Origin of the sequence: Rhodanobacter sp. OK091 (assembly GCF_900142825.1) — a bacterium.
Lineage (GTDB): Bacteria > Pseudomonadota > Gammaproteobacteria > Xanthomonadales > Rhodanobacteraceae > Rhodanobacter.
Genome location: NZ_FRCH01000005.1, coordinates 148,947 through 173,532, shown reverse-complemented (window position 1 = coordinate 173,532; position 24,586 = coordinate 148,947). Strand labels below are relative to the sequence as shown.

Annotated in this window: 17 protein-coding genes and 1 pseudogene; 13 read left to right on the top strand and 5 right to left on the bottom strand. The window is 60.6% G+C overall.

Features of this window, described 5'->3' with window-relative positions; all coding sequences use genetic code 11:
- The 9 genes and pseudogenes from BUA26_RS20505 to BUA26_RS18735 all read left to right on the top strand — a co-directional run.
- Positions 1 to 1,464 (top strand): chitinase N-terminal domain-containing protein (locus BUA26_RS20505; RefSeq protein ID WP_178368634.1); only part of this gene is annotated, 1,464 nt, incomplete at its 5' end.
- Positions 1,465 to 1,607: 143 nt separating this feature from the next.
- Positions 1,608 to 2,540, top strand: a complete 933-nt coding sequence (locus tag BUA26_RS18770) for an RHS repeat-associated core domain-containing protein (protein WP_072762410.1) — start codon at positions 1,608 to 1,610, stop codon at positions 2,538 to 2,540.
- A 656-nt stretch (positions 2,541 to 3,196) separates the two neighbouring features.
- The gene (locus tag BUA26_RS20285) at positions 3,197 to 3,502 is read left to right on the top strand and encodes a hypothetical protein (protein ID WP_072762409.1); all 306 of its coding nucleotides are present in this window, start codon (positions 3,197 to 3,199) and stop codon (positions 3,500 to 3,502) included.
- A gap of 285 nt (positions 3,503 to 3,787) precedes the next feature.
- Entirely contained in the window at positions 3,788 to 4,168 is a 381-nt protein-coding gene (locus BUA26_RS18760) for a VOC family protein (RefSeq protein ID WP_072762408.1), read from the top strand.
- A 113-nt stretch (positions 4,169 to 4,281) separates the two neighbouring features.
- Positions 4,282 to 4,659 carry a hypothetical protein gene (locus BUA26_RS18755; protein ID WP_072762407.1) on the top strand — a complete coding sequence of 126 codons (378 nt, stop codon included), beginning with the start codon at positions 4,282 to 4,284 and terminating at the stop codon, positions 4,657 to 4,659.
- A gap of 112 nt (positions 4,660 to 4,771) precedes the next feature.
- Positions 4,772 to 4,897, top strand: a pseudogene (locus tag BUA26_RS20645) (NrdJb); the annotation flags it as partial.
- Between the two features lie 696 nt (positions 4,898 to 5,593).
- Positions 5,594 to 8,491, top strand: a complete 2,898-nt coding sequence (locus tag BUA26_RS18745; RefSeq protein ID WP_083573091.1) for a TonB-dependent receptor — start codon at positions 5,594 to 5,596, stop codon at positions 8,489 to 8,491.
- Positions 8,491 to 10,350, top strand: coding sequence for a glycoside hydrolase family 35 protein (locus BUA26_RS18740; RefSeq protein ID WP_072762404.1), 1,860 nt, complete (start codon positions 8,491 to 8,493; stop codon positions 10,348 to 10,350). The genes BUA26_RS18745 and BUA26_RS18740 overlap by 1 nt, the downstream gene beginning before the upstream one ends.
- A gap of 59 nt (positions 10,351 to 10,409) precedes the next feature.
- On the top strand, positions 10,410 to 11,615 hold the full coding sequence (locus BUA26_RS18735) for an alpha-galactosidase (protein WP_072762437.1): 1,206 nt from the start codon (positions 10,410 to 10,412) through the stop codon (positions 11,613 to 11,615).
- Between the two features lie 236 nt (positions 11,616 to 11,851).
- Here BUA26_RS18735 and BUA26_RS18730 read toward each other — a convergent pair whose 3' ends face one another.
- Entirely contained in the window at positions 11,852 to 12,571 is a 720-nt protein-coding gene (locus tag BUA26_RS18730) for a FadR/GntR family transcriptional regulator (protein ID WP_072762403.1), read from the bottom strand.
- A gap of 585 nt (positions 12,572 to 13,156) precedes the next feature.
- Between BUA26_RS18730 and BUA26_RS18725 the strand changes: the two genes are divergently transcribed.
- Positions 13,157 to 14,596: a sugar porter family MFS transporter gene (locus BUA26_RS18725; protein WP_218587860.1), complete on the top strand. Its 1,440-nt coding sequence runs from the start codon at positions 13,157 to 13,159 to the stop codon at positions 14,594 to 14,596.
- A gap of 26 nt (positions 14,597 to 14,622) precedes the next feature.
- On the opposite strand, the gene BUA26_RS18720 is transcribed toward BUA26_RS18725, so the two are convergent.
- From BUA26_RS18720 to BUA26_RS18705, 4 genes are all read right to left on the bottom strand, one after another.
- Entirely contained in the window at positions 14,623 to 15,399 is a 777-nt protein-coding gene (locus tag BUA26_RS18720; protein WP_072762402.1) for an SDR family oxidoreductase, read from the bottom strand.
- On the bottom strand, positions 15,396 to 16,364 hold the full coding sequence (locus BUA26_RS18715) for an aldose 1-epimerase (protein ID WP_072762401.1): 969 nt from the start codon (positions 16,362 to 16,364) through the stop codon (positions 15,396 to 15,398). The genes BUA26_RS18720 and BUA26_RS18715 overlap by 4 nt, the downstream gene beginning before the upstream one ends.
- A 3-nt stretch (positions 16,365 to 16,367) precedes the next feature.
- A complete protein-coding gene (locus BUA26_RS18710; protein ID WP_255368415.1) occupies positions 16,368 to 18,554 on the bottom strand; it encodes an alpha-galactosidase in 2,187 nt (728 codons plus the stop codon).
- Positions 18,555 to 18,753: 199 nt separating this feature from the next.
- On the bottom strand, positions 18,754 to 19,011 hold the full coding sequence (locus BUA26_RS18705) for a hypothetical protein (protein WP_143154331.1): 258 nt from the start codon (positions 19,009 to 19,011) through the stop codon (positions 18,754 to 18,756).
- 333 nt (positions 19,012 to 19,344) lie between these two features.
- Between BUA26_RS18705 and BUA26_RS18700 the strand changes: the two genes are divergently transcribed.
- The 3 genes from BUA26_RS18700 (at position 19,345) to BUA26_RS18690 (ending at position 24,554) form a co-directional block, all read left to right on the top strand.
- Positions 19,345 to 21,723 carry a glycosyl hydrolase family 95 catalytic domain-containing protein gene (locus BUA26_RS18700; RefSeq protein WP_072762435.1) on the top strand — a complete coding sequence of 793 codons (2,379 nt, stop codon included), beginning with the start codon at positions 19,345 to 19,347 and terminating at the stop codon, positions 21,721 to 21,723.
- Positions 21,724 to 22,179: 456 nt separating this feature from the next.
- Positions 22,180 to 22,695: a DUF3016 domain-containing protein gene (locus BUA26_RS18695; RefSeq protein WP_072762398.1), complete on the top strand. Its 516-nt coding sequence runs from the start codon at positions 22,180 to 22,182 to the stop codon at positions 22,693 to 22,695.
- A 227-nt stretch (positions 22,696 to 22,922) separates the two neighbouring features.
- Positions 22,923 to 24,554: a glycoside hydrolase family 30 protein gene (locus BUA26_RS18690; RefSeq protein WP_083573095.1), complete on the top strand. Its 1,632-nt coding sequence runs from the start codon at positions 22,923 to 22,925 to the stop codon at positions 24,552 to 24,554.
- The last annotated feature ends 32 nt before the right edge of the window (positions 24,555 to 24,586 follow it).

The window sequence follows — 24,586 nt, the reverse complement described above, 5'->3', positions numbered from 1 at the left end:
AGCACCGTGCAGACCAACGGCCTGACCAGCTGGAGCACCAGCGGCCGCGGCAACGGGACGTACGGCTACCACGTGCAAGCGTGCAATGTGGGGGGTTGCGGACCGTGGAGTGCGGTGGGGAATACCACCGTGCTGCTGCCGCCGCCGGCGCCGGCCAGCATCAGCGTGCCGGCGAGCAGTAGCGGGAGCTTCACCGTGACCTGGGCTGCTTCAGCAACGGCTACCAGCTACACCTTGCAGCAAAGCGTCAATGGCGGAGGTTGGACAACCGTCTATAGCAATGCAGCCAATGGCACGACGTTGAATGAAGCTGCCACGGGTAGCTACACCTTGAGGGTTCAAGCATGTAACAGCAGCGGCTGTAGCGCTTACACCGCAAGCAACCCGGTAGCGGTCACGGTCCCGCCGGCGAGTGCGCCGAGCCTGAGCGTGCCGGCCAGCAGCACTAACGGCAGTTACACGGTGAGCTGGGGCGGTGTCAGTGGCGCCACCAGCTACACCTTGCAGGAGCAGGTGAACGGCGGCGGCTGGACCACGGTGCAGACCAACGGCAACACGAGTTGGGGCACCAGTGGAAGAGGCAATGGCACGTACGGCTATCACGTGCAGGCGTGCAATGTGGGCGGCTGCGGACCCTGGAGCGCGGTGGCAAGCACCACGGTATTGCTGGTACCTCCTGTGCCAGCCAGCATCACCGTGCCGGTGACCAGCAATGGCCCGATTGCCATCAGCTGGGCCGCCAGCGCCACGGCGACCATCTACGGTTTGGATCAGAGCATCAATGGCGGGGCATGGGCGCAGGTGTATGCCAACAGCGCCACCAGTACGACCGTGACGGCAGGCTCGTCCGGTAGCTACAGTTTCCGGGCCTATGCCTGCAATGCCAGCGGCTGCAATGGCTACGCCACCAGTGGTGCGGTGGCCGTGACGCTGCCGCCGGCCAGTGCGCCGAGCTTGAGTGTGCCGGCGAGCAGTAACAACGGCAGCTACACAGTGAGTTGGGGGGCGGTCTCGGCAGCGACGAGCTATACGCTGCGTGAACAGGTCAACGGCGGTGCCTGGACCACGGTGCAGGCCAACGGCAATACGAGCTGGAGCACGAGCGGAAGGAGCGATGGCACCTACGGCTACCAGGTGCAGGCGTGCAATGGGGGTGGTTGTGGGCCGTGGAGCGGGGTTGGCAGCATCAGTGTCGCCCTGGTACCTGTGCCGCCCACCAATCCGATCATGATCGATACCGTAGCACCCAAGAGCGAAAGCTATCTCGGCCAATGGGATCCGGTCGGCAATGCAACGCGTTACGAACTCATGCGGACGGATTCCTCGTTCGTTTTCTATAGCGGAACGGCGACTTCGTATCCATTGGGAAGCGGCCCTGTCGGCTACGAGCTGCCGTACGGCGTCGAGCTCAGGGCATGTAACAACGCGGGGTGTTCGGCTTGGGAGTACTTGCAATTGCAGTGACGAATTTTTCAGTGGCCTGGCGTCGTTCCGCGTCAAGGCTTGTAACTTCTGCGGTTGCTCGGCATGGAGCGCATACAGCTACATCACAGTTCAAGGAGACATGTTTTGATCGCGAAACCGTCCGTCAGCACAAGGAGTTGCCCATGACCAAGTTGACGCGAATCCTCGCGGCAATAGTCCTGTGGGCGGCGGTGGCGGTGGCTCATGCCGGCACGCACCACTACTACTACACCGATCCGCAAGGCACCGTGCTGGCCAAGGCCGATGCCAGCGGCACCATCGTCGCCACGTACGACTACGCGCCGTATGGCACAGCGGTGGCGAGCCTGAGCCCGGCGCCGAATGGGCCGGGGTATACCGGGCATGTGAACGATCCGGATACTGGGTTGGTGTATATGCAGGCGCGGTATTACGATCCGGCGGTGGGGAGATTTTTGAGTGTGGATCCGGTGGAGCCGAGTGAAGGTGATCCTTTTAAATTCAATCGATTCGCCTACGTCAACAATAATCCGATTGTCAACACGGACCCTGATGGAACGACCTGTACGAAATCAGAATCGTCAAAGCTTTACGAATGTCACGTGGACAAAAACGACGGCAAAAAGTTCAATGATCAACAGATCAAGGATACGAATAAGGCTTACACAGATGCCGTCAACACATTGAACTCGCATCCCAATGCAACCGTGGTAGTAACTGTGCAAGGCGTATCCTTCAAGGCGAACGCTGGTGACGTTGCACGCGCGCTTGTCAGCGCCATAGTCGTCACGAGTTCGGAATCTTCGACAGGACGGGCGTCAACCCTGGGCGGAGGGCTGGCAGCAACCAGCAACTATCGCCTCAATTACCAACCACTGACCACGATTTTCAAGAATGCGATAACTACCGACCGTAGTGGCGGTACGTCAAACATAATTCCAGACTTGGCTCGAACATTTGTGCATGAAGGCATACATATGCTTCCACGCGAAAACAAGTTGTACGATATATATCGAACCAATCCCGCCAGATTCGAAATCATTCATCGTGACCCATACAATAAAGCCGGTAATACACTCTACGATGGAGGCAAATAGGTCATGCGACTAAATGTGTTCTGCGTAGCAGCTGTTATCTCCTTGGTCGCATTCCCAGTTCCTAATGCGCACGGTACTGAGAAGTGCAACGGCTATATCTACGATGCGATAAATGCAGGCGACAACAGAGCTGTGGTAGTCAATCGCGTCACTCGTGACGTCGGTATCCAGGACAAACGCGACGCGCGCGTTGATGCTATGCCTGGCGATTTTTCTGCCTCTTACGAAGATTGCGGAAACGAAGTTTTCTTTTGCCTCGCTGGTCCGTTAGATATCGTCATTCCCAAGTCCATGCCTATGAAGCAATGGCAGTACCGTGGCTTGTCCTGCAAAAGAATCGGCGAGCCTGAAGGCGACGCCATTCGTGTAACTTGTTCGTCGTCTAGGCTCTACCACACGGGAACCAGCTTCACTTACTCGCGCTCGCGTGGAGTCTTGTCATTCGGTAATTCACGGGTGGGTGGTGCCCGTGGTGGTTTCGCATTGCGCGGACAACGTGGCCTGTTTTCGCCAGGGTGCAATCCCTAGCTGGGACTTTGGGGGCGAAATGGCGTCCCCTTATCGCGCGAAACCTTGCCCATTGGTTCCGAAGAAGGGCAAAAATTTTATATTCAAAAACAAGGCAATAATGGCTTATTGCCGCCACCCTACGTACAATGAAATATCAACTTATTCTGCAATGGCCGTCCTATTCCATTGACTGCGATTCGATAATATCCATCGAAGAGTCTTTGATTGAAAATTTATCCAATAACAATGATGTCGATGGTCACGATATTGGTGCTGGAGAGGCTAATATTTTCATTCTTACCAATGACCCAGAAGGCGTCTTTGCTGAGATAAGAGCGCTTCTTGAAAATGATGTTTATTGGCCCGATATCCGAGCGGCATATCGTGATTTTGCGGGCGCAGAAGATTGCGTTCTTTGGCCAAAAGGTTATAAAAATTTCAAAATAGGTTAGGAAAACTCTGATCCACTTAAAACAGGGGTCAGCTCGATCCGTGTTCTGTCCGCATACAACGCAGATGCCGACGATCGCGACCTTTCAGAGCGACGGCTTCGAAGCCAACCTGTGTTCCGCTGTTTCCCGCCCGCGACCGTCAACATGATCAGGTGGACGGTCCCTGATTTCTCGGACACCACAAAGCAAGGACAATCCTTGGACGGAGGTGTTCGATGGAAAAGCGTCAGCGGTTCACAGCGGAGTTCAACCGACCCTTCAGGCAATCACATAGGACAAAAAACCATGACCAGAGTCACAGGCATCGGTGGCATCTTCCTCAAAGCAAAGGATCCGGCGATGCTGCGGGCTTGGTACAAAAAGCACCTTGGCATTGACGTTCAAGTATGGGGCGGCGCGAAGTTTCGTTGGGTGGATGATTCAGGCCATCCCACTGCCGGGACAACCGCTTGGATGGTTGGAGATGGTGAGAGCTTTGCCCCAAGCACCGCATCATTCATGGTCAACTACCGGGTGTCCGACCTGCATGGACTCTTGGCCGCGCTCCGTGATGAAGAGTGTGGGGTCTTGGAGAAAACCGAGGAATCGGAGTACGGCAAGTTTGGCTGGGTCATGGACCCTGAGGGTAATAAGGTAGAACTGTGGCAGCCTCCCGAAGGCAAGTAAGTCGCATGCATCCCATCGGGCCCAACAAGTCACTCCAGCCGACCGTCCAGTCGCCGCTTCGTAGCGTCCGGCCGGCAGCTGAGTTCGTGCATTAGGCGGCGGAGGCTACGGCGATGGCGAGATCAGCCTGGGGAACATGGCGGGTGCGGTTGATCGCCGGTCTCGCCGTGGGGGCGATCATCTCCGCAGTGGACAACGTTATCTCCGATGGCGAGGTTAGCCCGATCGTCATCGTGGCCATGCTGTTCGCCGCGGCGGTCGCAGCCGGTCTCTTCTGGGGGCGGCTGGGGTGGCTCGTGGCGTTCGCGGTCTGGGCTTGTATACCGGCGACCCACCTGGCGAAGCGGCTTCTCGGCCTACCGGACACGCTTCACCCGAACACCTATGCTTCGATCGCGATGCTCGCCGCGTTCTCGTTCGTCATAGCCACAGTGGGCATCGCATGCGGGTTGCTAGCTCGCCGTTGGTGCTCCAAAGCCAGCCTAATCTGACGCTGCAGCAGTGCGGCACCGTCCGTGCTCTGATCGCTTGCTCCGGCGGCGAAACCCGGGCCATCTCAGAGTGCACTTTTTAGAAGGTCGACTTTGACCCCTGTTTCGGTGTATGCCCAGCATCGTCGCCGAGATCGGCGTGGTGATCGAGCAGCACACGAAGAACATCGGGATGATCCACGATCCGCAGATGGACGATGCCGCGCGCCAGCTTCTCGCCGAGGAGCGTGCTGCGTATGCATAGCGCCGAAATGCTGGTGCGCCCCTCGCACTTCCTCGGCGAAATGCCTGCCGAATTGATCGACGAAATACGCCCCGCGTGCAGGTCAGCCTTCCTATCTAGGCCGGCCGCTTTGCCGGCGCCTCGGCCGCTGAAGAAGAATCGCTGCCGCTGAAACTCGGCCAGCGTGTCAGCCATCCTCACTTCGACGAGGGCTTCGTGTTCAGTGCCGAGGAGCCCGCGTCCAGGCGCTCCGTTCGATCAGTGCGCCCGCGCTCGTCAATTCGTGCGGCTCAGCTTGCGGCTTAGCCTGAAAATCTTCGCGTCCTTTCCGTTCGCCGTAACTCCCGTAGGCTGCGCCGCGCCATCGGCCTCAGGCCTCGTGAAGGCTGTGCAGACGCCCATCCTGCCCGCCCCGGCGTCGATGCTGCGGCGCAACTTGCCGACCCGCTCATGAATAGTATTATCCAATAATAAGACAATACGAATTCACGGATGGAATGAGAACGCGACAGCGAGGGCCTGTCGGATCGCTTCGGGATGTCACGGGCGAAGAACTTTGGAACGGCTGCGTGCCGCCTGAGGAATCGGGCCAACGAAGCAGGTGTGACATCGCATGAATGGCTGGCGAAGCGTCGCATGACGTCCCGCAGCCATCGTGCCGGGGGTTGACGAGCATTCCATTCAAGGCATTCCACATTCAAGGAGCAATCCATGCAACGAACCAAAATGGCGATTTCGGTGCACCAGGCACTGGCTGCAATAGGCGCCGTCTGCCTGATCGGTTACAGCGCGCAAGGGCACGCGCAGACCAGCACAGCCACACCGACAGCCAGCGCTCCGGCATCGACGCCGTCGGATCAGGACAAGTCCGGCGAGAGTGCCAAGAAAAAAGCCGACCACAAAACCGCGACCCTGCTGAATGAGGTGCAGGTGACCGGCCAGCTGGCGGCGATCCAGCGGGCACAGGCCATCAAGCGGGATGCCGTCAATGTGGTGGATTCGGTTTCCGCGGAAGAGGCAGGAAAATTTCCCGATCCGAATGTCGCCGATGCCCTGCAGCGCGTACCGGGCGTGTCGGTCGATCGCAGTGGTGGCGAGTCCAGCCAGATTGCCGTGCGTGGCTTCGGCCCTGACTTCGTCGCCGTCACCGTCAACGGCCGGCAGATGGCCACCGCATCCGGCTCGCGCGCCTTCAACTTCGACGTCTTGCCTTCGGAGATCATCAACGTCGCCCAGGTCAACAAGACCTCATCGGCCAACATCCCTGAGGTCGATATTGGCGGCGTCGTGGACATCCAGACCGCACGGCCCCTGGATTTCAGCGGTTTTCACGGTGCATGGAGCGCGGCCGGCGTCAACAGCAACCTGACCGGCGACTGGCAAGGCAAAACCACGCCCAAGGCATCGGCGCTGGGCGGCTGGACGAACAGCGATCACACGTTTGGCGTCATCGCCTCGGCGATGTACTACAAGCGCAAGGACACCCAGATCAACACCCAGGCCAACTCCTGGTACACCAACCAGAACATTTCCCAGCTGTCGGGTCTGGCCAATCCCAACTACACGAACGTCGCCGTTCCCGAGACGCTCGCCAGCAACATCCTGGACGAGACGCGGACGCGCAAGGGCTTCAGCACGGCGGTCGACTGGAAGCCGACCGACAAGCTGACCCTCCAGCTCGATACCCTGTATTCCAGCTACAAAGTGGACAAGCAGGAACACGAGTTCGGCGAATACGGCAACACGGGCGACATCCAGTCCCTTACCACCGACGCCAACGGCACGGTGACGCAGTTCGTGCGCAAGGGCGAAGGCCCCAACGTGATGGCGAACGACTACGTCGTGTCGAGAATTCCCAGCTACGAGAAAAGTTTCCAGAACGGCCTGAACGCGGCGTACGACTTCGACGAGACCACCAAGCTCAGCGTGGACGTGTCCAACTCCAAGGCCTGGAACAAGCAGAGCCCCAACGGCTATTTCTTCGTGGTCGGTACCAAGAACTTCGGTACCAATCCCACCTGGACCAACAACGGCAACAGCGAGCCGCCGTCCTACAGCAATATCCTGGCCCCGGATAACCTGGGCAACCTCACGGCGCATTGCTGCAACGACGGTGGTCAGTCGAACAACGTCACCAACAACGTCAAGCAGTACAAGGTGGACCTGAGCAAAGCCTTCGACGGGCAGATGCTTACGGAGCTCGACTTCGGCATCCAGAAGACCGACCAGTCGGTGAAGTCGGTGAACGTGACCACGCCCAACGGCATCCTCTGCAATGCCTATTGCGGCTATTCGATTTCCGTCCCGGCGGACGCCATCGGCGCGTACATCTACACCCCGCCGTCGCCGATCCACGGCGTGTCCTCGCCGGGCGTGCCGAGCCAGTGGATCCAGTACGACGGTGACAAGTACCTGGCATGGCTGGCGTCGCCCGCGGCGTACAACCAGCTGACGCCGGAGAAGAGGGCGGCACTGCTGCAGGGCCTGGCGGCAAACGGCGGAACCTTGAAGGCCGCGGTGAACCCCGGCAGCTTCAACAAGGTCACGGAGAACCAGAAGGCGTTCTATGCCAAGGCCCTGTTCGCCGGCAACTTGGGCGCGATGCCCTGGCAGCTGGACCTGGGCGTGCGCTACCTGAACATCACCTCCGAGAGCGTCGCGATCAACCGGCCGCCGGCGACCCTCACCATCGACCCGAACGACACCAGCAATGGCCAGGTGACCTACGGTCCGATGGCGCCGCAGCAGGCCAACGGTGGCTACCACAGATGGCTGCCGTCGCTGAACTTCAAGTTGAACCTGCTCGACAACCTGGTCTACCGCTTCTCGGCGTCCAAGACCTTGACCCCGCCGGAGCTGAGCAACCTGTACTACAGCAAGAGCTACGGCACGCGTCCGAACTCGCTGACCATTTCCCAGGGCAACCCGCAGCTGCAGCCGTATTCCTCGCGGAACTACGACATGGGCCTGGAGTGGTACATGAACGATGCCAGCTACCTGGCGCTGGAAGGGTTCTACAAAAAGGTCAGCAACTTCAGCACGCTGATCAGCTCGCCGTTCCCGTTCCTGACCAACGCCAATACCGGGCAGCCGTTCATCTGGTCGCTGACGCAGCCGGTGAACCTGAATTCGTCCAACATCTACGGCGAAGAGCTCACCTTCAACTACCAGTTCAAGAACATCCTGCCGGCGCCCTTCGACGGCCTGGGCATGGCCGTGAACTACACCCACGTGAAGAGCAGCACATCGCTCGGGCCCAGCGAGATATCGGCGGGCGGCAAGTTTGCCGTGCCGGGCATCGGCGATTCGGCGAACCTGAGCGGGTACTACGAAAAGGGTCCCGTGCAGGTACGACTGGCCTATAACTGGCGCGGCAAATACCTGGAAAGCATCGCCTACGGTTCCGGCGCAAATCCTGCCACGCGCAGCGCCTACGGCCAGGTGGACTTGAGCGCGAGCTATTCGGTCAACAGGTTCCTGTCGGTGTTCGTCTCCGGTACCAACCTGACCCACCAGCACCTGTACGACTACTCGGTCTATCGGAACCGGTTCCTGTATGCCGAGGCGGATGGCACGGTCTACACCGTGGGGGTGCGAGGCAGCTTCTGATGAAACCCTCTTGGAACGCTCTATTGGGCTTGCTGTTCGGCGCGTTGCTTTCGAGCAACGCGCCGGCGGCTCCCGCCACTCCTCCCGCCGCGGCGGGGGGAAGTCTCGCCATCGCGCAGGGCCGCTTCATGCTCGATGGCAAACCGTTCCGGGTGATTTCCGGCGAGATGCACTACACCCGCGTCCCGCGCGAGTACTGGCATGATCGCCTGAAGATGGCCAAGGCGATGGGCCTGAATACCATCACCACCTATGTGTTCTGGAACGCGCACGAGGCTACACCTGGCCACTACGATTTCAGTGGCCAGAACGACGTCGCTGAATTCATCCGCGAGGCGCAGCAGGAAGGCCTGTACGTGATTCTTCGCCCGGGTCCCTACGTGTGTTCCGAATGGGAGCTCGGCGGACTGCCCGCCTGGCTGCTGAAGGATCCGGACACCAAGGTGCGCACCATCGATCCGAAGTTCATGCAGCCGGCACAGCGCTGGTTGCACCGGCTGGGCCAGGAGCTGGCGCCGCTGCAATTGACGCATGGCGGCAACATCATCGCGGTGCAGGTAGAGAACGAATACGGCAGCTTCGGCAAGGACAACAGCCCCTACCTGCAACAGATTCGTCGCGACATTGTCGACAGCGGCTTCGACGCGTCGCTGCTGTTCACCTCCGACAGCGCCCAGCAGCCAGGCTCGCTGCCTGGCTTGCTCAAGGTGATCAACTTCGGCGTCGGTCACGCGCGCGAGAAATTCGCCAAGCTGCATACGTGGCAATCCACCGGCCCTTACATGGCCGGCGAATACTGGGTGGGCTGGTTCGATCATTGGGGCGCACCGCATCACGTTGCCGATCCCAAGAAAGTGGCGGGCGAACTGACCTGGATGCTGCAGCAAGGGTATTCGGTCAATTTCTACATGTTCCATGGGGGCACCTCATTCGGCTGGATGAATGGCGCCAACTGGGATGACGACAATTACCAGCCCGACGTCACCAGCTACGACTACGACAGTCCTCTGGATGAAAGCGGACGCCCCACGCCCAAGTACTATGCAGTGCGCCAGGCGATCGCCAAGGAAACCGGCGCCACGCTGCCGCCGGTACCGGCAACGCCGGCCACCCAGGCGATCGATGGCATCAAGCTGGATGAAGCGGTCTCACTATGGGATGTATTGCCGACACCCATGGCATCGCATGAACTCAAGACCATGGAAGCCTTGGACCAGGCGTACGGCGATATCCTTTATCGCAAGCGCATGGCGACCGACGCCTCCGGCGAACTGCGCATCGATGGCCTGCACGACTACGCGTTGATCTACGTCAACGGTAAGCATGTCGGCACGCTCGATCGCCGGCTGAAGCAGGATCATCTGTCGCTCAAGCTCGTCAAGGGCGATACGCTGGATCTGCTGGTGCAGAACGACGGACGCATCAACTTCGGTGAGAAGCTGCTGGCCGAACGCAAGGGGATCATCGGGTACGTCAGTCTGCAGGGCAAGGCATTGCAGGATTGGCAAATCTATTCGTTGCCGTTCACCGACAGCAGCTCGTTGAACTACAGCCGCGGCCCATGCACGCATGCACCGTGTTTCTATCGCGGCACGTTCGATGCCGCCGTTTCCGGAAATGCCGTCGCAGACACCTTCCTGGACACGGCGGGTCTCGGCAAGGGTTTCGTCTGGCTCAACGGACACCCGTTGGGGCGGACCTGGAGCATTGGCCCGCAACGCACCTTGTACGTGCCTGGCGTCTGGCTGAAGCCCAGCGGCAATCAGCTGGTGGTGATGGATTTGCTGGTTGAAGGCCAGCCGGTACTCGCCACGCGCAAACAGCCCATGCTTGGCACACCCACGGTACCGATGCCATGACGCATGACATGGTGCGATCGCTGTATCCGATTTCGTTCAAACAACTACGGGGAACACCGATGAAAGATTCCATTCCGAGCTTGTTGCGTGCGGCAGTTTCATTCGTGTTCGCTGCCGCCATTGCGGCGACCGTCACGCCAGTGCGCGCGGGCGCGGCGACGCCGGCGCTGCCGCAGATGGGTTTCAACAACTGGAATTCCACTCACTGCCGCGATGAGTTCGATGAGGCGATGATTCGTGGCATCGCCGACAAGTTCATCAGCCTTGGTTTGCGCGATGCGGGCTACCGCTACGTCAATATCGACGACTGCTGGGCAAACTGGCAGCGCGACAAGGACGGCCATCTGCAACCCAATCCCAAGCGTTTCCCGGGCGGCATCAAGGCGCTGGCCGAATATATCCATCAGCATGGCCTGAGGTTTGGCCTGTATTCGAGCGCCGGCGTTTCCACGTGTGAGCCATTGAAGGAAAACCGCGGCTTTCCTGGTGGTCTCGGTCACGAGAAGGACGATGCTGCGACTTTCGCTTCCTGGGACGTGGACTATCTCAAATACGACAACTGCAACAACCAGAAAGTCGACGCTCACAAGCGCTATACGGCCATGGCCGAGGCACTGCGCAACAGCGGCCGGACGATTTTCTTCAGCATGTGCGAATGGGGCGAAAACAAGCCATGGCTGTGGGCCGGCAAGCCGCCGGTCGACGCCGGCTCGTGGCGTACCACCGGTGATATCAGCGACAACTACGCCTCGATGCTGAAGATCTTCAAGGAGAACGTGGTGCTCGATAGCTACGCAAGCCTCGGCCACTGGAACGATCCGGACATGCTCGAGGTGGGCAATGGCGGCATGAACGACCTCGAATACCGCAGCCATTTCAGCCTGTGGTCGATCATGGCGGCGCCGCTGCTGATCGGTACGGACTTGCGTACGATCAAGCCCGATGCATTGCAGATACTGCTCAACAAGGAAGTCATTGCCGTGGATCAGGACCCACTCGGCGTCCAGGGCCATCAGATACGCGACACAGGCGGCATCCATGTCATCGTCAAACCGCTCAAGGACGGCAGCCGCGCCGTGGCCGTGTTCAATGAAACCGATGCGGCGCATGACGTCACCGTTACCGCCAGCGAGCTGGGCCTGAAGGCCGGCCAGAGCTACAACGTGCGGGATCTCTGGGCGCACGCCCAGAGCAAGGGCGACGGTTCGATCAAGATCGAGCTGGCGGCGCATGCCACCGCGATGTATCGCATCGGCCGCCGCTGAGGCGCGGAGGGCCGTTCCCGCCAGCGCGGGCAACACGAGGTAGCAGTTGTCCGTGCTGGAGATAGGGAACGCGATCCTCGGTGTATGCATCGTGCCCGAAGTCGGCGGTGGACCAGCCGTGGCCGGCTTCGAGTGAGGCTGACGCGGCCAGCCGATTCCGCCGCCGCAGGCGACGCTGCGGATCGGTTCGTTTCCGCGTGTTCGATTCGTTACACGATCGAGCCGATCGAACGCAGTTACGAACGCGCCGGTTTGCCAGCGCGACGGCGGATGTTCTTGCGCGAATCGTGGACCAAATTGACCATCGCTTGCCGCGCCACTTCCGGCTGCTTGCGCTGAACCGCCTCGTAGACTTTCAGGTGCTGCGGCAGGGCAACGTTGAAGTTGGAGGCATTGCGCGCGGACAGGCGAAAATACGTCCCCAGCGCCGTTTCGATCACCGAGAACAGCGAAGACATCAGTTCGTTGTTGGCGGCCCGCAGCAGATGTTCGTGAAAGCTCAGGTCGGCCACGGCCCAGGCATCGAGGTCGGTTGCGGCGGCCATGGCCTCATACGCCTCCTTCAGGGCGGCCAGCTGCGCCGACGTGCGCCGACGTGCGGCAGCGGCGGCAGCGGCCGGCTCGATGATCTCGCGCATCTCCACCAACTTTTCGACGAAACTCTCGGTCGGCATCAAGGCACAGCGCCAACCCAGCACATCGGCATCGAGCTGATTCCAGTAGATCGCGTCGCGCACGCGGGTACCGGTCTTCTGCCGCGACTCGATCAACCCCTTCGCGGAGAGCACCTTGATCGCCTCGCGCAGTGCGCTGCGACTCACGCTCATCTGCTCGGCGAGCAATTCTTCGCGCGGCAGGTTTTCACCGGGCTTGAGTTCGCCGCCGACGATCAGCCGCCCGAGTTCATGGACTACCTGTTTGTGCAGGTTGTACACGGTAATGGGTTTCACCACCATGGCATGGCACTCTCGAAATGGATTCACCGACAACCAAAGTCGAGAATCATCCTCGGCTTGACCAAGTGAAATTATAATACAAAATAGTTGCTTGGCAGGCGCCTCGTCGGCAATGACGCGGGCTTCATCAGGCCACCAGGTTTATTCGCGCAGCCGTGGCACATCGTGCTCGCTGCGCTCCTCGATGGCGACCGAGGCTGAGCAGCAGCGTGGCATCGTTCGATGCCAAAGTGTCTCGGAAAATAGCGCAGGAGGTTCGGTTCTGATCCATTTGCGACCATATTCGTGCGCGTTATTTTCTCGCGCCCAGGCTCCTTAGTTAATTCCACTCTACTCGGATTTTTCGGCAATTTTAAAAGGGGAATTACCCGTACGCCATCGCGGCGGGTCCAGTTTGTGATTTGAGTGCTGAAGAGCATGGATAGCTGATCGGTTTTCGCTGCGGCAGCTCCGGTTGCGTGCAACTATCGCTTCCTGCACAATTGTACGACAAATATGGTCCAGGACTCGGGGCAGGCGTGAAGACGCTATCGCCGCATAGTTCATGCGACGAATCGAGACTGACAATATCCAGAGGAATTGCCTGTGCAGATCGCGAATGGCGCGCCTGACGACGCCAATGCCGTGAATGCCGATAGCGGCCTCTATATATGGCTGATTTGCCTGGTCGCAGCGCTCGGTGGTCTGCTTTTCGGCTACGACTGGGTCGTCATTGGCGGCGCCAAGATTTTCTACGAAACCTATTTCGGCATCCACGACCCGGCGATGTCCGGCTGGCTGATGAGCGCAGCCCTGGTTGGTTGCATCGCTGGAGCTGCTATGGCGGGCAAGCTTGCCGACCGTTTCGGCCGGCGCGCAGTGCTCATCGTCTCGGCGGCAGTGTTCTTGATCTGCGCGCTGGGCACTGCATGGGCGGACGGTGCCGGCAGCTTTGCGGCTTTCCGCATCATCGGCGGACTCGGTATCGGCCTGGCGTCCAGCATCTCGCCGCTGTACATCGCCGAAGTCAGCCCTGCAGCACATCGGGGACGCTTCGTCGCGATCAACCAGTTCACCATCGTCGTCGGCGTGCTGCTGGCGCAGTTGGTGAACCTGTGCATCGCCCGGCCGGTGCCGCCGGGGCTTGATGCGCACGTGCTGCTGCAATCGTGGAACGTGCAATACGGGTGGCGCTGGATGTTCTTGAGCGGCGGCGTGCCGGCAGTGCTGTTCTTCGTGCTGGCGATGGTCATACCTGAGTCGCCACGATGGTTGAGCCGGCGAGGCCGCCACGATGCAGCGGAGCGGGTGCTGGCGAAGATCGGCGGCGACGCCTATGCGCGCGCTTCGCTGGCAGCCATCCGCACGGTGCAGGACTCCACCTCTGGCGCTGGCGTGACCTGGCGTGATCTGCTCGACCGGCGCGTACGCCCGGTAGCCGTGATCGGCGTGACGCTAGCGGTGTTCCAACAATGGTGCGGGATAAACGTTATCTTCAACTATGCGCAGGACATCTTCGCGTCGGCGGGATTCGACATCAATGAAGGGCTCAGGTCGATTGTCGCCACCGGCTCAGTCAATCTGTTGTTCACGCTGCTGGCACTGGTGCTGGTGGATCGCTGGGGGCGGCGCAAGCTCATGCTGATCGGCGCTGGTGGTCTGTTTGCTGTCTATCTGCTGATCGGTGGCGCTTATGCGCTGCACTTGCTCGGCCTGCCGGTGTTGCTGCTCGTGCTCGCGGCTATCGCGATCTACGCCACGACGTTGGCGCCGGTCACCTGGGTGCTGCTGTCTGAAATCTTCCCCGACCGAATCCGCGCACAAGCGATCGCCATGAGTGTGTTTTGTCTCTGGACCGCGTGCTTCGTACTCACCTATACGTTCCCGTGGCTCAACGCGCATCTTGGGCCGGCAGGCAGTTTCTGGTTGTACGGCCTGATCTGCGGTGCCGGCTTCCTGTTCGTGCTGCGACGTGTTCCGGAGACTGCCGGCGTACCGCTCGAGGTGCTGGAAGCTCGGCTCGAACGCCGCACCGATGGGCGCTGAGAGCCTGTCTACGATCAACCCGAACGTCAAGCGTGATAGAGCTGGCTGCGGCCGCCGTCGATCAGCAAGTCCGTCGCGTTGATAAAGCGCGCCTCGTCGCTGGCCAGGAATAGCGCGGCATACGCGACCTCTTCGGGCTCGCCGATGCGTTTGCAGGGCAGAAGGTCAGTCTGCCTGCGGCGCTCGGCTTCGGGGTCCGGGCATGACTGGAAATAGCGTTCGGTCGCCGGCGTCAGGATCAGTCCCGGCGAAATCGAGTTCACGCGAATGCCGCGGTCAGCGTATTCCAGCCCCAGCGCGCGAGTGAGTCCGATGAGGCCGTGTTTGGCGACCGGGTAGGGGAAACTGCCCGGAATGATCTTGTGCCCATGCACGGATGCAATGTTCACGATATGCCCGTAGCCTGCTTCGAGCATCGATGGCAGCACCGCACGGGCACAGTGCCAGGCACCTTGCAGGTTGACGCCGAGGTTGCACTGCCAGTCCGCTTCGCTCAACGTCAGCGGATCGCGAAAGACGTTGACGCCGGCGCCGTTGATCAGGATGTCGATGCGACCGAGCGCTTCCCGGGACCGCGCCACGGCGTGCCGCACCTCGTCGGCATCCGACACGTCTGCTTGCACGGCGATGGCGGGGTGGCCCGAGTCTACGAGCTGACGCGCCAGCGCTTCGGCCGCGGCAGCGTCCACGTCCAGCAGCGCCAGCGATGCACCTTCGCGCGCGAAAAGCTTGGCGATGGCGCTGCCGATGCCGCTGGCGGCGCCCGTGATCAAGGCGGCTCTGTTCTCAAGGCGTGGGTTCACGTGGTTCTCCTCCCGAAAGCTGCGGCGCCCGATGGCATGGCGGGAGCTGCATCATCGTCCTCCACGCGGAAGCAAAAATGCCGGCACAGGCGCTCGCCTGGCGCCAGAGCCGTCATGCCGTGCGCCAGTGGCCCGCCGGGCAAGTGCACGGCGTCGATCGGATGGTCGACTGGTTCGAAACAGAAGAAATCCGCCTCGTCCGGCGTGTAGAGCAGGAAGGCGTCGACATCCGCCAATACGTGCAAGCGCAGTCTTTGCCGGGGCCAATGCACTGTGGCTTTGCCCGACCAGGGCAGGAAGCAGTGATTCAGCACTTCGCCCGGCAATGCCTTCGGCTGCCGAAAGTCCCAGTCGGAGGGCACTGATACGTTCTCCAATGGCAGTGGCGAGAGGCCGTCGTTCTGCCATACGCGGGCGGCGGGCGCGTGCAAGGTAACGCCGTCGTGCAGTGCGATGAACGGATGCAAGCCAAGCCCGAACGGCAGCGCCGCGTCGCCCGTATTGGTCACGCACAGTTCGATCTCCAGCGAGTCCTCACGCAGTGCGTAAGTGAGCATGGCTCGGTAGGTGTAGGCATCCGGCACTTGCTCGTCCAGCACCAGCTGAACTTCATCGGCGGTATGCGACTGCGTTGTCCACGAGCGGCGCCAGCCGCTACCGTGGATGGGATAGGGCTCGCCGGGACAGTTGGGCGACAAGGCCACCGAGGTGCCGGCAAAGTCGAATCCTCCGCACGAAATGCGATTGCTCCATGGCACGAGGGGATAACAGGCCAGGCGGTTGGGATCGAAGACCCCGCGGCCATCCGCAGGCGACGGTATGTACGGGCGCAGCAAGGGGAGGGCGACGTCTCGTCCAAGCCAGTCGAAGCGGCCTAAGCCGCCCCCCTGCATTGGTAGCACCTGCACGCGCAAATGCGTGTTCTCGATCCAGCAACCCTCTTCCTCGATCATCGGCCGGCGCATCCGCTACTCGCGGTCGAAGGCGATGGCGGCACCTTGAAAATCGCCACGCATCACGACGTCGATACCTGCGTTCATCCAGTAGGCGCCGCTCGCCACGGTCGGCGTACGCTCGGCCAACGCTCCCTGGAGTACGCGCATGCGGTAGCGCACATTCGGATCGAGCCCCTGGAGCCGCACCGTGGGGTACGGATAGCCTTCGGCGCTGGAATGCAGGAATGCGAACAGCACGGCATGGGCCTTGTCGGGCGATACGCTCTCGGTAGCCGAGTGCTCGCTGCCGTTATCGGGCGAAACCAGGCGATACAGGTCGCCATGCTGCACGGTCTCGCGGATCACCTTGTAGTCGGCGACCAGGCGTTGTGCGGTGGCCACGTCCTGCGCGGTCCATTTCGTCAGGTTCGCGCCGATACCGAGCGAGCCCTGCATGGCGGACAGGAAACGGTATTCCAGCGACATGCTGCGCCCATCCATGGAGGAGGGCGAGTCGGTAACCCAGGCCATCATCACCCCCGGCGTATGCGCCTGGGTAAAGCCGTCCTGGATGCGCAGACGGTCGAACGCATCCGTGTTGTCGGAAGGCCAGACTTCGTCGGTGAGATGCATGATGCCAAGGTCCACGCGACCGCCGCCGCTGGAGCACGATTCAATCTCCACGTTCGGATGCTTGTGGCGTAGTTCTTCGAGAATGCCGTAGACATTGCGCACGAAGTCGACGTAGACATTCTTCTGCTGGTCGGGCGACAGCTGTGGCCAACCTGGTTCGGACCAGCTGCGGTTGTAGTCCCACTTGAGGAAGGCGATCTGGTTTTCGCTCAGCAATGTGTCCAGCGCATGGAACACGTAGGCGCGGACGTCTGGCCGGGCGAGGTTGAGCACCATTTGGTTGCGGCCCAGGCTGCGCGGGCGGCCGGTCATGTTGAGCACCCAGTCTGGATGCGCGCGGTACAGGTCGCTGTCCGGGTTGACCATCTCCGGTTCGACCCAGATGCCGAAGTCCATGCCCAGCGCGTGGACGCGATCGATCAAAGGCTTCAGCCTGTGCGGGAATTTCTGTGGATTGACGGTCCAATCGCCCAGCCCGGCCTTGTCGTTGTTGCGCGCGCCGAACCAGCCGTCATCCATCACAAAACGTTCGACGCCGATGCTTGCCGCCTTCTCCGCGAGCGCGGTCTGCCCGGCTTCGTTGACGTCGAAGCCCGTCGCCTCCCAGGAGTTGTAGAGCACGGGCCGCGCACGCGGGTGTGGCGCCTGCGGCAGGATGCGAGTGAGCTCCAGCCGGTGCATCAGTCGCGAAGCCTCGCCCATGCCGCCGTTGGTGACGCCCGCATAGAAGCTGGGTGTCTGCAGACTTGCACCGGGCGCCAGCTTGTAGCCGAAATCAAACGGATTGAAGCCGCCTGTGACGCGTACCTGCTCGGCCTGGTCCTGCTCGATCGTCATCTGCCAGGAGCCGCTCCAAGCCAAGGCGCCAAACCAGACCTGTCCATGTGTTTCGTTTGCGTCGTTACGGCGGATGGCGAACCATGGCTCGTTCTGCATGCCGGTACTGCCGCGGCGGCTTTCGAGCACGGTCTTGCCCGGCTGCACCGGGCGCTCGTAGATGTCGTTCTCGCCCGCCCAGCGGCCTGCAAGGTACCGCAGCGTGTAATCGCGGCTGCGCGGCAAGATCCACGTACCCGCGCTCGCCTGTTCAACGATAACCGGCGTCGCCGCCCGGTTCTCGATGACCGCGTTGCGCCGCAGGATGCCCGTGCCTGGGTCGATCTCGTACTGCAAGGTGACGACGATCGGGCGCTCGATGTCCTTCAAGACGACGGACAGCACGTTGTCATGCACGCTGTTCGACACGTAGCGCAGGACCAGGTCGCGATTGCCGTCTGGAAACGTCACCTTGAGATCCGGCTCGTAGTAGAGGCCTTCGCCCCAACCGGCATATTCCTGTGGGATCACATTGACTACGCCGTCGATGGCGTCGCGGCCGGGAGGCGCGACGGGGGCCGGCAAAGGGTCGCTCGGTGCCAGTCGCGGTCCCCAATAGATCGACTGAAGCTGTCCTTTTTCGTTGACCCCAAGCGCGTAGGTCACCTTGGCCGCATCCAGCCGGAAGACATGGCCCGATACATTGATGTGTGCTGCGCCGTCGCTGGCCGCAGCTCGTGCATCGACCATCGCGCCACATGCCATCAACATCATCGCGCCAAGGATCGCCATATAACGGCGGGCGCATGTTCTTGAAAATTTCATCAAGCGAGGAACCCCTTTTGTCGTTTGCCGAACTGCCACCGGTCACTTTGCGACCGTTGCGACCGAGCATGCTCAGCGGCGGCCACGCCCACATCTCCAACTACTCTTGACAAGGATGCGTGATGCAAGTCAAGTAGAGGATATACTATAGTACGACAAATAAACTTTCGATCCATTTTCCCTTCAAGAGGCGACGATGCCAACCATGGCGGCATGGTCCATCAGGCGAAAGCTCGATGATCGTGTCGCGTGCATCGTCTACGGTGAACTTGGTGACGGTAAGCCGTTCGGCGGAAAAGTTGGGTGCGTGGATTTCATAGCCCACCTGCCAACGGTCGCCGACACGCACTACCGGCATGCCCACGTCGCAGCCACGACGGATGGCGAGGTTTTGCGCGAACACCCCGTTGGCAATCAATAAAGCAGGACGCGCTCAAAAACGAGCGTCATGAATAGACGGGTTAAGGTGTTGCCCCTTCGTGTTGGGCAGATGCGCTACAGCTTGCATGCGCACCGAGCGCTGCGCCTGTGGCGGTTAAACACCTAAAGGACGAATTCTTCAACGAATGTCTCTGCATGGGTGTTGGTTCGGCCTGGCCATTCGCTGGTACCGCCACGCAAACCTGCCCGAGTGGCAAGTAATGGTTACTCGAGATGCCGACGATAAGATCCCAAGAGAATGCCGATGAGTAACGAAGAACGGCCAGTGCGACTGGATCGGGCGCGTACCGATCTGATGGCCAGGCGCTGGTTCTTGAAAATGACCGGCGCCACGGCGGCCATGCTGCCATGGCTTGGTTTACCCAGGTTTGCCGAAGGCAGCGCCGTACAACGCCCCGTCGGCTCTCTGCCGGTGGCGGCATCGAGGCATACGCTTTGGTACGGCACGCCGGCGCCGGAGTCGAACGTACTGCGCGAGGGCTTGCCCATCGGCAACGGGCGTCTTGGTGCTCTGGTCGGTGGCAGTCCGGTGCGAAATTTTCTTTACCTCACCGATGCCTCGATGTGGCTCGGAAAAGGCGATGTGCTGCTAGGTGACGATGGTCAGTTCGAGTACACGACGGGGCACTTCGGCAGCCTGGTGATGCTGGCCAAGCTGTACATGTCGATAGAAGGGCATGAGGCCGCGAACATCACCGGGTACCGTCGCGAGCTGGACTTGGGACAGGGATGCATTCGCGTGACGTATCAAAAAAATGGCGTCGGTTATGCGTGTGAAATCTTTGCCAGCCACCCCGATGACATGATTGCCGTCCATCTGTCTCAAACCGGCGGTGGCGTCTATAACGGCTCTATCGAGTTGCAGGGTATGCATGGCGAAGCCGCCCGCCATGAAGCCGAGAGTGCGAGCAGCCATTTCGAAGGCGTCCTGGACAACGGCCTCAAGTACGCGGCGAACATCAAGGCCGTGGCGGCGTCCGGTACGGTGACGACGGATGCCAAGGGGCTTCGCTTTGCGAACTGCGAGGCGCTCACGATCATCTTCTGCGGAGGCACCAACTACACCCCGGATCCGGCGATGAGCTTCATGGATGCCTCGCTCGATTCATTAAAGCTTTCGGTGAAGAAAGCAGAAGCTGCCGCCAAACATACGCCGGCAATGCTGCTGCATACGCACGTGCTCGACTATCGTTCCTTATTCGACACGATGAATGTCGACTTCGGCGCGTCGACGAAGGCGCAGCGCGAGATGGATACGTGGGCGCGTCTTCAGGCACGGGCCGCGACCGGTTCGCCAGCAGACCCGGAGCTGGAAGCGTCTTATCTGCAGTTTGGGCGTTATCTGACGATCGCCGGTTCGCGCGACAGCTTGCCGACCGGTCTGCAAGGCCTCTGGATAAACAACAACGCGCCTCCCTGGATGGCCGACTATCACAGCGACGTCAATATCCAGATGAATTACTGGCTGCCGGATCGCGCCGGGCTGCCTTCGTGCTTCGATGCCTTGACCGACTATTGCCTCAGCCAGGTAGCCTCCTGGACGGCCATGACGCATCGGTACTTCAACGATCCGCGTAATGTGTTTCGCAATAGTTCGGGCAAGATCGCCGGCTGGACGATGGGTATTTCCACCAATATCTATGGCGGCGCAGGCTGGCGGTGGCACCCGGCCGGCAATGCATGGCTGTGCAACAATCTTTGGCAGCACTATCAGTACACCCAGGATCGCAACCACCTCGCGCGCATCTATCCCCTGCTCAAGGGCGCCTGCGAGTTTTGGGAGTCGCGCCTGCTTACCATTACTGTGACGGATCCGCAGACTGGCGTCGCGCGCGGTGTCCTGATCGATGACGCCGACTGGTCGCCGGAGCAGGGTCCGCTCGATGCCAAGGGCATCACCTATGCACAGGAATGGGTGTGGGACCTGTTCGAAAACTATCGTCAGGCCAGTTCGCTTTTGAGCAAGGACGCGGACTACGCCGCATCGATAGCGCAGCTGCAGGCACGCCTGTATCTGCCTCAGGTGAGCCCCAAGAGCGGCTGGCTGGAGGAATGGATGACGCCGGGTAATCTCGGTGAGACGAGGCACCGCCATTTGTCGCCGCTGGTGGGCTTCTTTCCCGGCGATCGCATTCGCCTCGACGACAGCCCGCCCGCCTTGATCGAAGGCGTTACCAAACTGCTTGAGGCGCGGGGCACGAGCGGCTATGGCTGGGCTTGCGCCTGGCGTGCGATTTGCTGGGCACGCCTGAAGAAGGCGGAAAAGGCCTATCAGCTGTTGCTCACCAATCTGTTGCCATCGAAAAACCACAGCAATGGCACCGCGCAGAATTTCTTCGATGTGTACAACCTAAGCGCCGACAGCGACGCCTTCCAGATCGACGCCAATTACGGCACGCCGACAGCGATGCTGGAAATGTTGATGTATTCGCGCCCTGGCTTGATCGAGCTGCTACCGGCACTCCCCAAGGCCTGGGCGGCCTCGGGTAGCGTGACGGGCATGGGCGCGCGCGGCGGCTTTCAGGTCGACTTCTCCTGGCGACAAGGCAAGATCGCGTCGGTCACGGTACGAAGCATCGGCGGCGAACAGACGCGCGTGAAATGCAGTGCATGGACGAAGCCGATCGCGCTTCATGCAGGCGCGTCCGTCACGATCGACCCCAACAACACCTGAGTCATTGCAGGCTTATGATCAGGCAGATGGGTCGAATCGGATGGCAGGTATTGAGAGGCTGCCGGAGGCCAAGGGTCGCCCTTCGCTCTTTAATTAGCATCGACTAAAAACTCAAACCCAGCGGTTGATTGCAGTGATATTTCTCGTCGGTTTGATCCACATCGCTTGGCGAAATGTGTCGCGCGATCAATTCCCGGGGAGTCAGGTTTCGCCATACATCGACGTCCATGCAATGACGGCTTGTAACGCCAAAGAGGCGCTGCGCCTGGCGCATCGCTGCACCGACACCTTGTGTACGGGAGTCGATCAAACGGATGCCGGGTACAAATGGCTTGTCGGACCCCGTGGGAGTGAGCGCCAAGCTGATGGCGATGGAGAAGGTGAATCGGGTGGGCGGTTTTTCAGACCCGTCTTCCGACCCGGACGTATACTGAAGTCCGTTCCGGGAGGCCTGCCATGAAATCTTCCTCGCTGTTCCGCCTGCTGTGTGTTGCCTGCCTGGCCTTTGCTTCCGCCGCGGGGTGGGCGGCGGCACCGCAGGACAACGTCGACGTGCACTACAAGGATCCCCAGCACTTCACCGAGGCGAAGCGTAGTTCCGGGGTGCACCTGATCAAGGCCGACGAATACCTGGAGCCGCTCAGGGCCTACATCGTCCAGCGCGCCTCGCGCATGCTGGCGCCGGGCCAGCGGCTGGACATCGAGGTGACCGATGTGGACCGTGCCGGCGAATACGAGCCCTGGCGCGGGCCTCGCTTCGACGACGTGCGCGTCATCAAGGACTTGTACCCGCCGCGCATCGACCTGAACTTCACTTTGTACAGTGCCGACGGCAAGGTGCTGCGCGAGGGCCAACGCAAGCTGCGAGACCCGGCCTTTCTCAGCCACGGCTTTGGATCGGATCAGGATCCGCTGCGCTACGAGAAATCCCTGATCGATTCCTGGCTGCGCAAGGGAGCCGGGAAGCTCTGAGACCAGGATCTGTGTGCATTTTTTTCGAAAGTCGGCTTGAGAAAAGGGTGCGGCTCGGCATGTACCTTGGGAAAGCCGACCCCGTTCACTGTTTCGCAGCCCCGGTAGAGTGACATCTGCCGAGTTTCGGATTCAAAATGGTCCGGTAATCCCTTCGCCCGGAAGCTTCGTCATCGTGGAGTTGTCGCAAGTGAACTGCAACGTGGACGATGGGCTTCGTGCGCGCCATGGATGAGGGCGAATATATTTCTCGCCGGATGGCGGTCTCGTCCATCGTTTTGCTTTCCCTGTTCGCACTGGCTGCTCTTTACGTGCCGCGTCGCGAGCATTTCGGGGTACGGGCCGAAGTTACCGTGACGCCGCTTCCGGTGACAGCCGGGGTCAAATTGTGGCTGAGTACGGCGGATCGTCGGCTGCGTCTGGTGCAGCAGCCTGACATCGCGCTGAGCGCCCACGAGTCGTCGCCCGCCGACGTGGTCATCGACATCGGCAAGAAATATCAATCCATCGTGGGCTTCGGCGCAGCGCTGACGGATTCGTCGGCGTGGCTGCTGCAGAACAAGCTGAATTATCGGCAGCGCAGCGCACTGCTGCACGAGCTGTTCGGCCCACCGCCCAACCTCAATCTGAACATGACGCGCCTCACCATCGGCGCCTCGGATTTCTCGCTGCAGCAATACACCCTGGATGATGTTCCTTTCGGCCAGACCGATCCGCAGTTGCTGCATTTCAATGTCGCATCCAATCTGCGCGACGTCATACCTACGGTGCGCGAGGCGCTGACTGTCAATCCGCAGCTGCGCATCATCGCGTCGCCATGGAGCGCGCCGGCGTGGATGAAGGCCAGCGCAAACCTGATCGGCGGCGAGTTGCTGCCGCAGTTCGAAAGCACGTACGCGACCTATCTCGTCAAGTACCTCGATACCTTCCGTGGCTACGGCATCCCCATCTTTGCATTGACCTTGCAGAACGAACCGGGCTTTGTACCGCTGACTTACCCGAGTACGGAATTGCCTGCGGCAACCCGGGCGCGCATCATCACCCAATATCTCGGCCCGGCGTTGGCAAACCGCAAGCCAAAGACGCTTATTCTCGGATGGGACCACAACTGGGACGAGCCTGAGCAACCCCTGAGCGTGTTGGCCGATCCCGATGCTTCGCGTTATGTCGATGGCATTGCCTGGCACTGCTATCGAGGCATCGCGTCTGCGCAAAGCGAAGTGCATCGTGCGTTTCCCAAGAAGGACGCCTACATCACCGAGTGTTCCGGAGGCGACTGGGAGGCCACCAAGAACGGTGAACTGCTGTGGTTTGCGCGAGACCTGCTGCTCGCCGGGATCAGGCATTGGGCACGCGGCGTGGTGTACTGGAACCTGGCGCTCGACGAGCAACACGGTCCGCACTTCGGTGGGTGCGACGCCTGCAAGGGTGTGGTCACGATCGACTCGCACACGGGCGAGGTGAGCCGTAACGATGAGTACTACGCGTTCGCCCACTTCAGTCGTTTCGTCCTGCCCGGCGCTTTCCGGGTGGGCTCCGGCGATCCCGACAAGGGACTCGCCAATGTGGCGTTCCAGAATGCTTCCGACGGATCGGTCGTGCTGGTGATGGTGAACAGCAAAGCGGAGGCCCGCAGCGTCTCGGTGATGCAGGGGGAAACCCGCTTCCAGTACACGATGCCACCGCAGAGTGTGGCGACTTTCGTATGGGACCCGGAGCAGGTAGGCAAACCCGTGGATACGGCGAGCTCATCCCTGATCAAATCGCTGCTGCTCAAATCGCCGCTGATCAATTCATGGCTGCTCAAAAAGACGCCCGGCACACCTGCCACGAGCGGGACAGTGGATGACGCAAAGTGATCGAGTGATGCAATGTTGTGAAAGGCGCTTTT

Coding starts and splice junctions, on each gene's coding strand:
- BUA26_RS18690 (WP_083573095.1), top strand. CDS start 22,923: ATGGATGAGGGCGAATATATTTCTCGCCGGATGGCGGTCTCGTCCATC.
- BUA26_RS18755 (WP_072762407.1), top strand. CDS start 4,282: ATGGCGAGATCAGCCTGGGGAACATGGCGGGTGCGGTTGATCGCCGGT.
- BUA26_RS18735 (WP_072762437.1), top strand. CDS start 10,410: ATGAAAGATTCCATTCCGAGCTTGTTGCGTGCGGCAGTTTCATTCGTG.
- BUA26_RS18770 (WP_072762410.1), top strand. CDS start 1,608: ATGACCAAGTTGACGCGAATCCTCGCGGCAATAGTCCTGTGGGCGGCG.
- BUA26_RS18740 (WP_072762404.1), top strand. CDS start 8,491: ATGAAACCCTCTTGGAACGCTCTATTGGGCTTGCTGTTCGGCGCGTTG.
- BUA26_RS20285 (WP_072762409.1), top strand. CDS start 3,197: ATGAAATATCAACTTATTCTGCAATGGCCGTCCTATTCCATTGACTGC.
- BUA26_RS18710 (WP_255368415.1), bottom strand. CDS start 18,554: ATGTTGATGGCATGTGGCGCGATGGTCGATGCACGAGCTGCGGCCAGC.
- BUA26_RS18745 (WP_083573091.1), top strand. CDS start 5,594: ATGCAACGAACCAAAATGGCGATTTCGGTGCACCAGGCACTGGCTGCA.
- BUA26_RS18760 (WP_072762408.1), top strand. CDS start 3,788: ATGACCAGAGTCACAGGCATCGGTGGCATCTTCCTCAAAGCAAAGGAT.
- BUA26_RS18715 (WP_072762401.1), bottom strand. CDS start 16,364: ATGCGCCGGCCGATGATCGAGGAAGAGGGTTGCTGGATCGAGAACACG.
- BUA26_RS18695 (WP_072762398.1), top strand. CDS start 22,180: ATGAAATCTTCCTCGCTGTTCCGCCTGCTGTGTGTTGCCTGCCTGGCC.
- BUA26_RS18730 (WP_072762403.1), bottom strand. CDS start 12,571: ATGGTGGTGAAACCCATTACCGTGTACAACCTGCACAAACAGGTAGTC.
- BUA26_RS18700 (WP_072762435.1), top strand. CDS start 19,345: ATGGCCAGGCGCTGGTTCTTGAAAATGACCGGCGCCACGGCGGCCATG.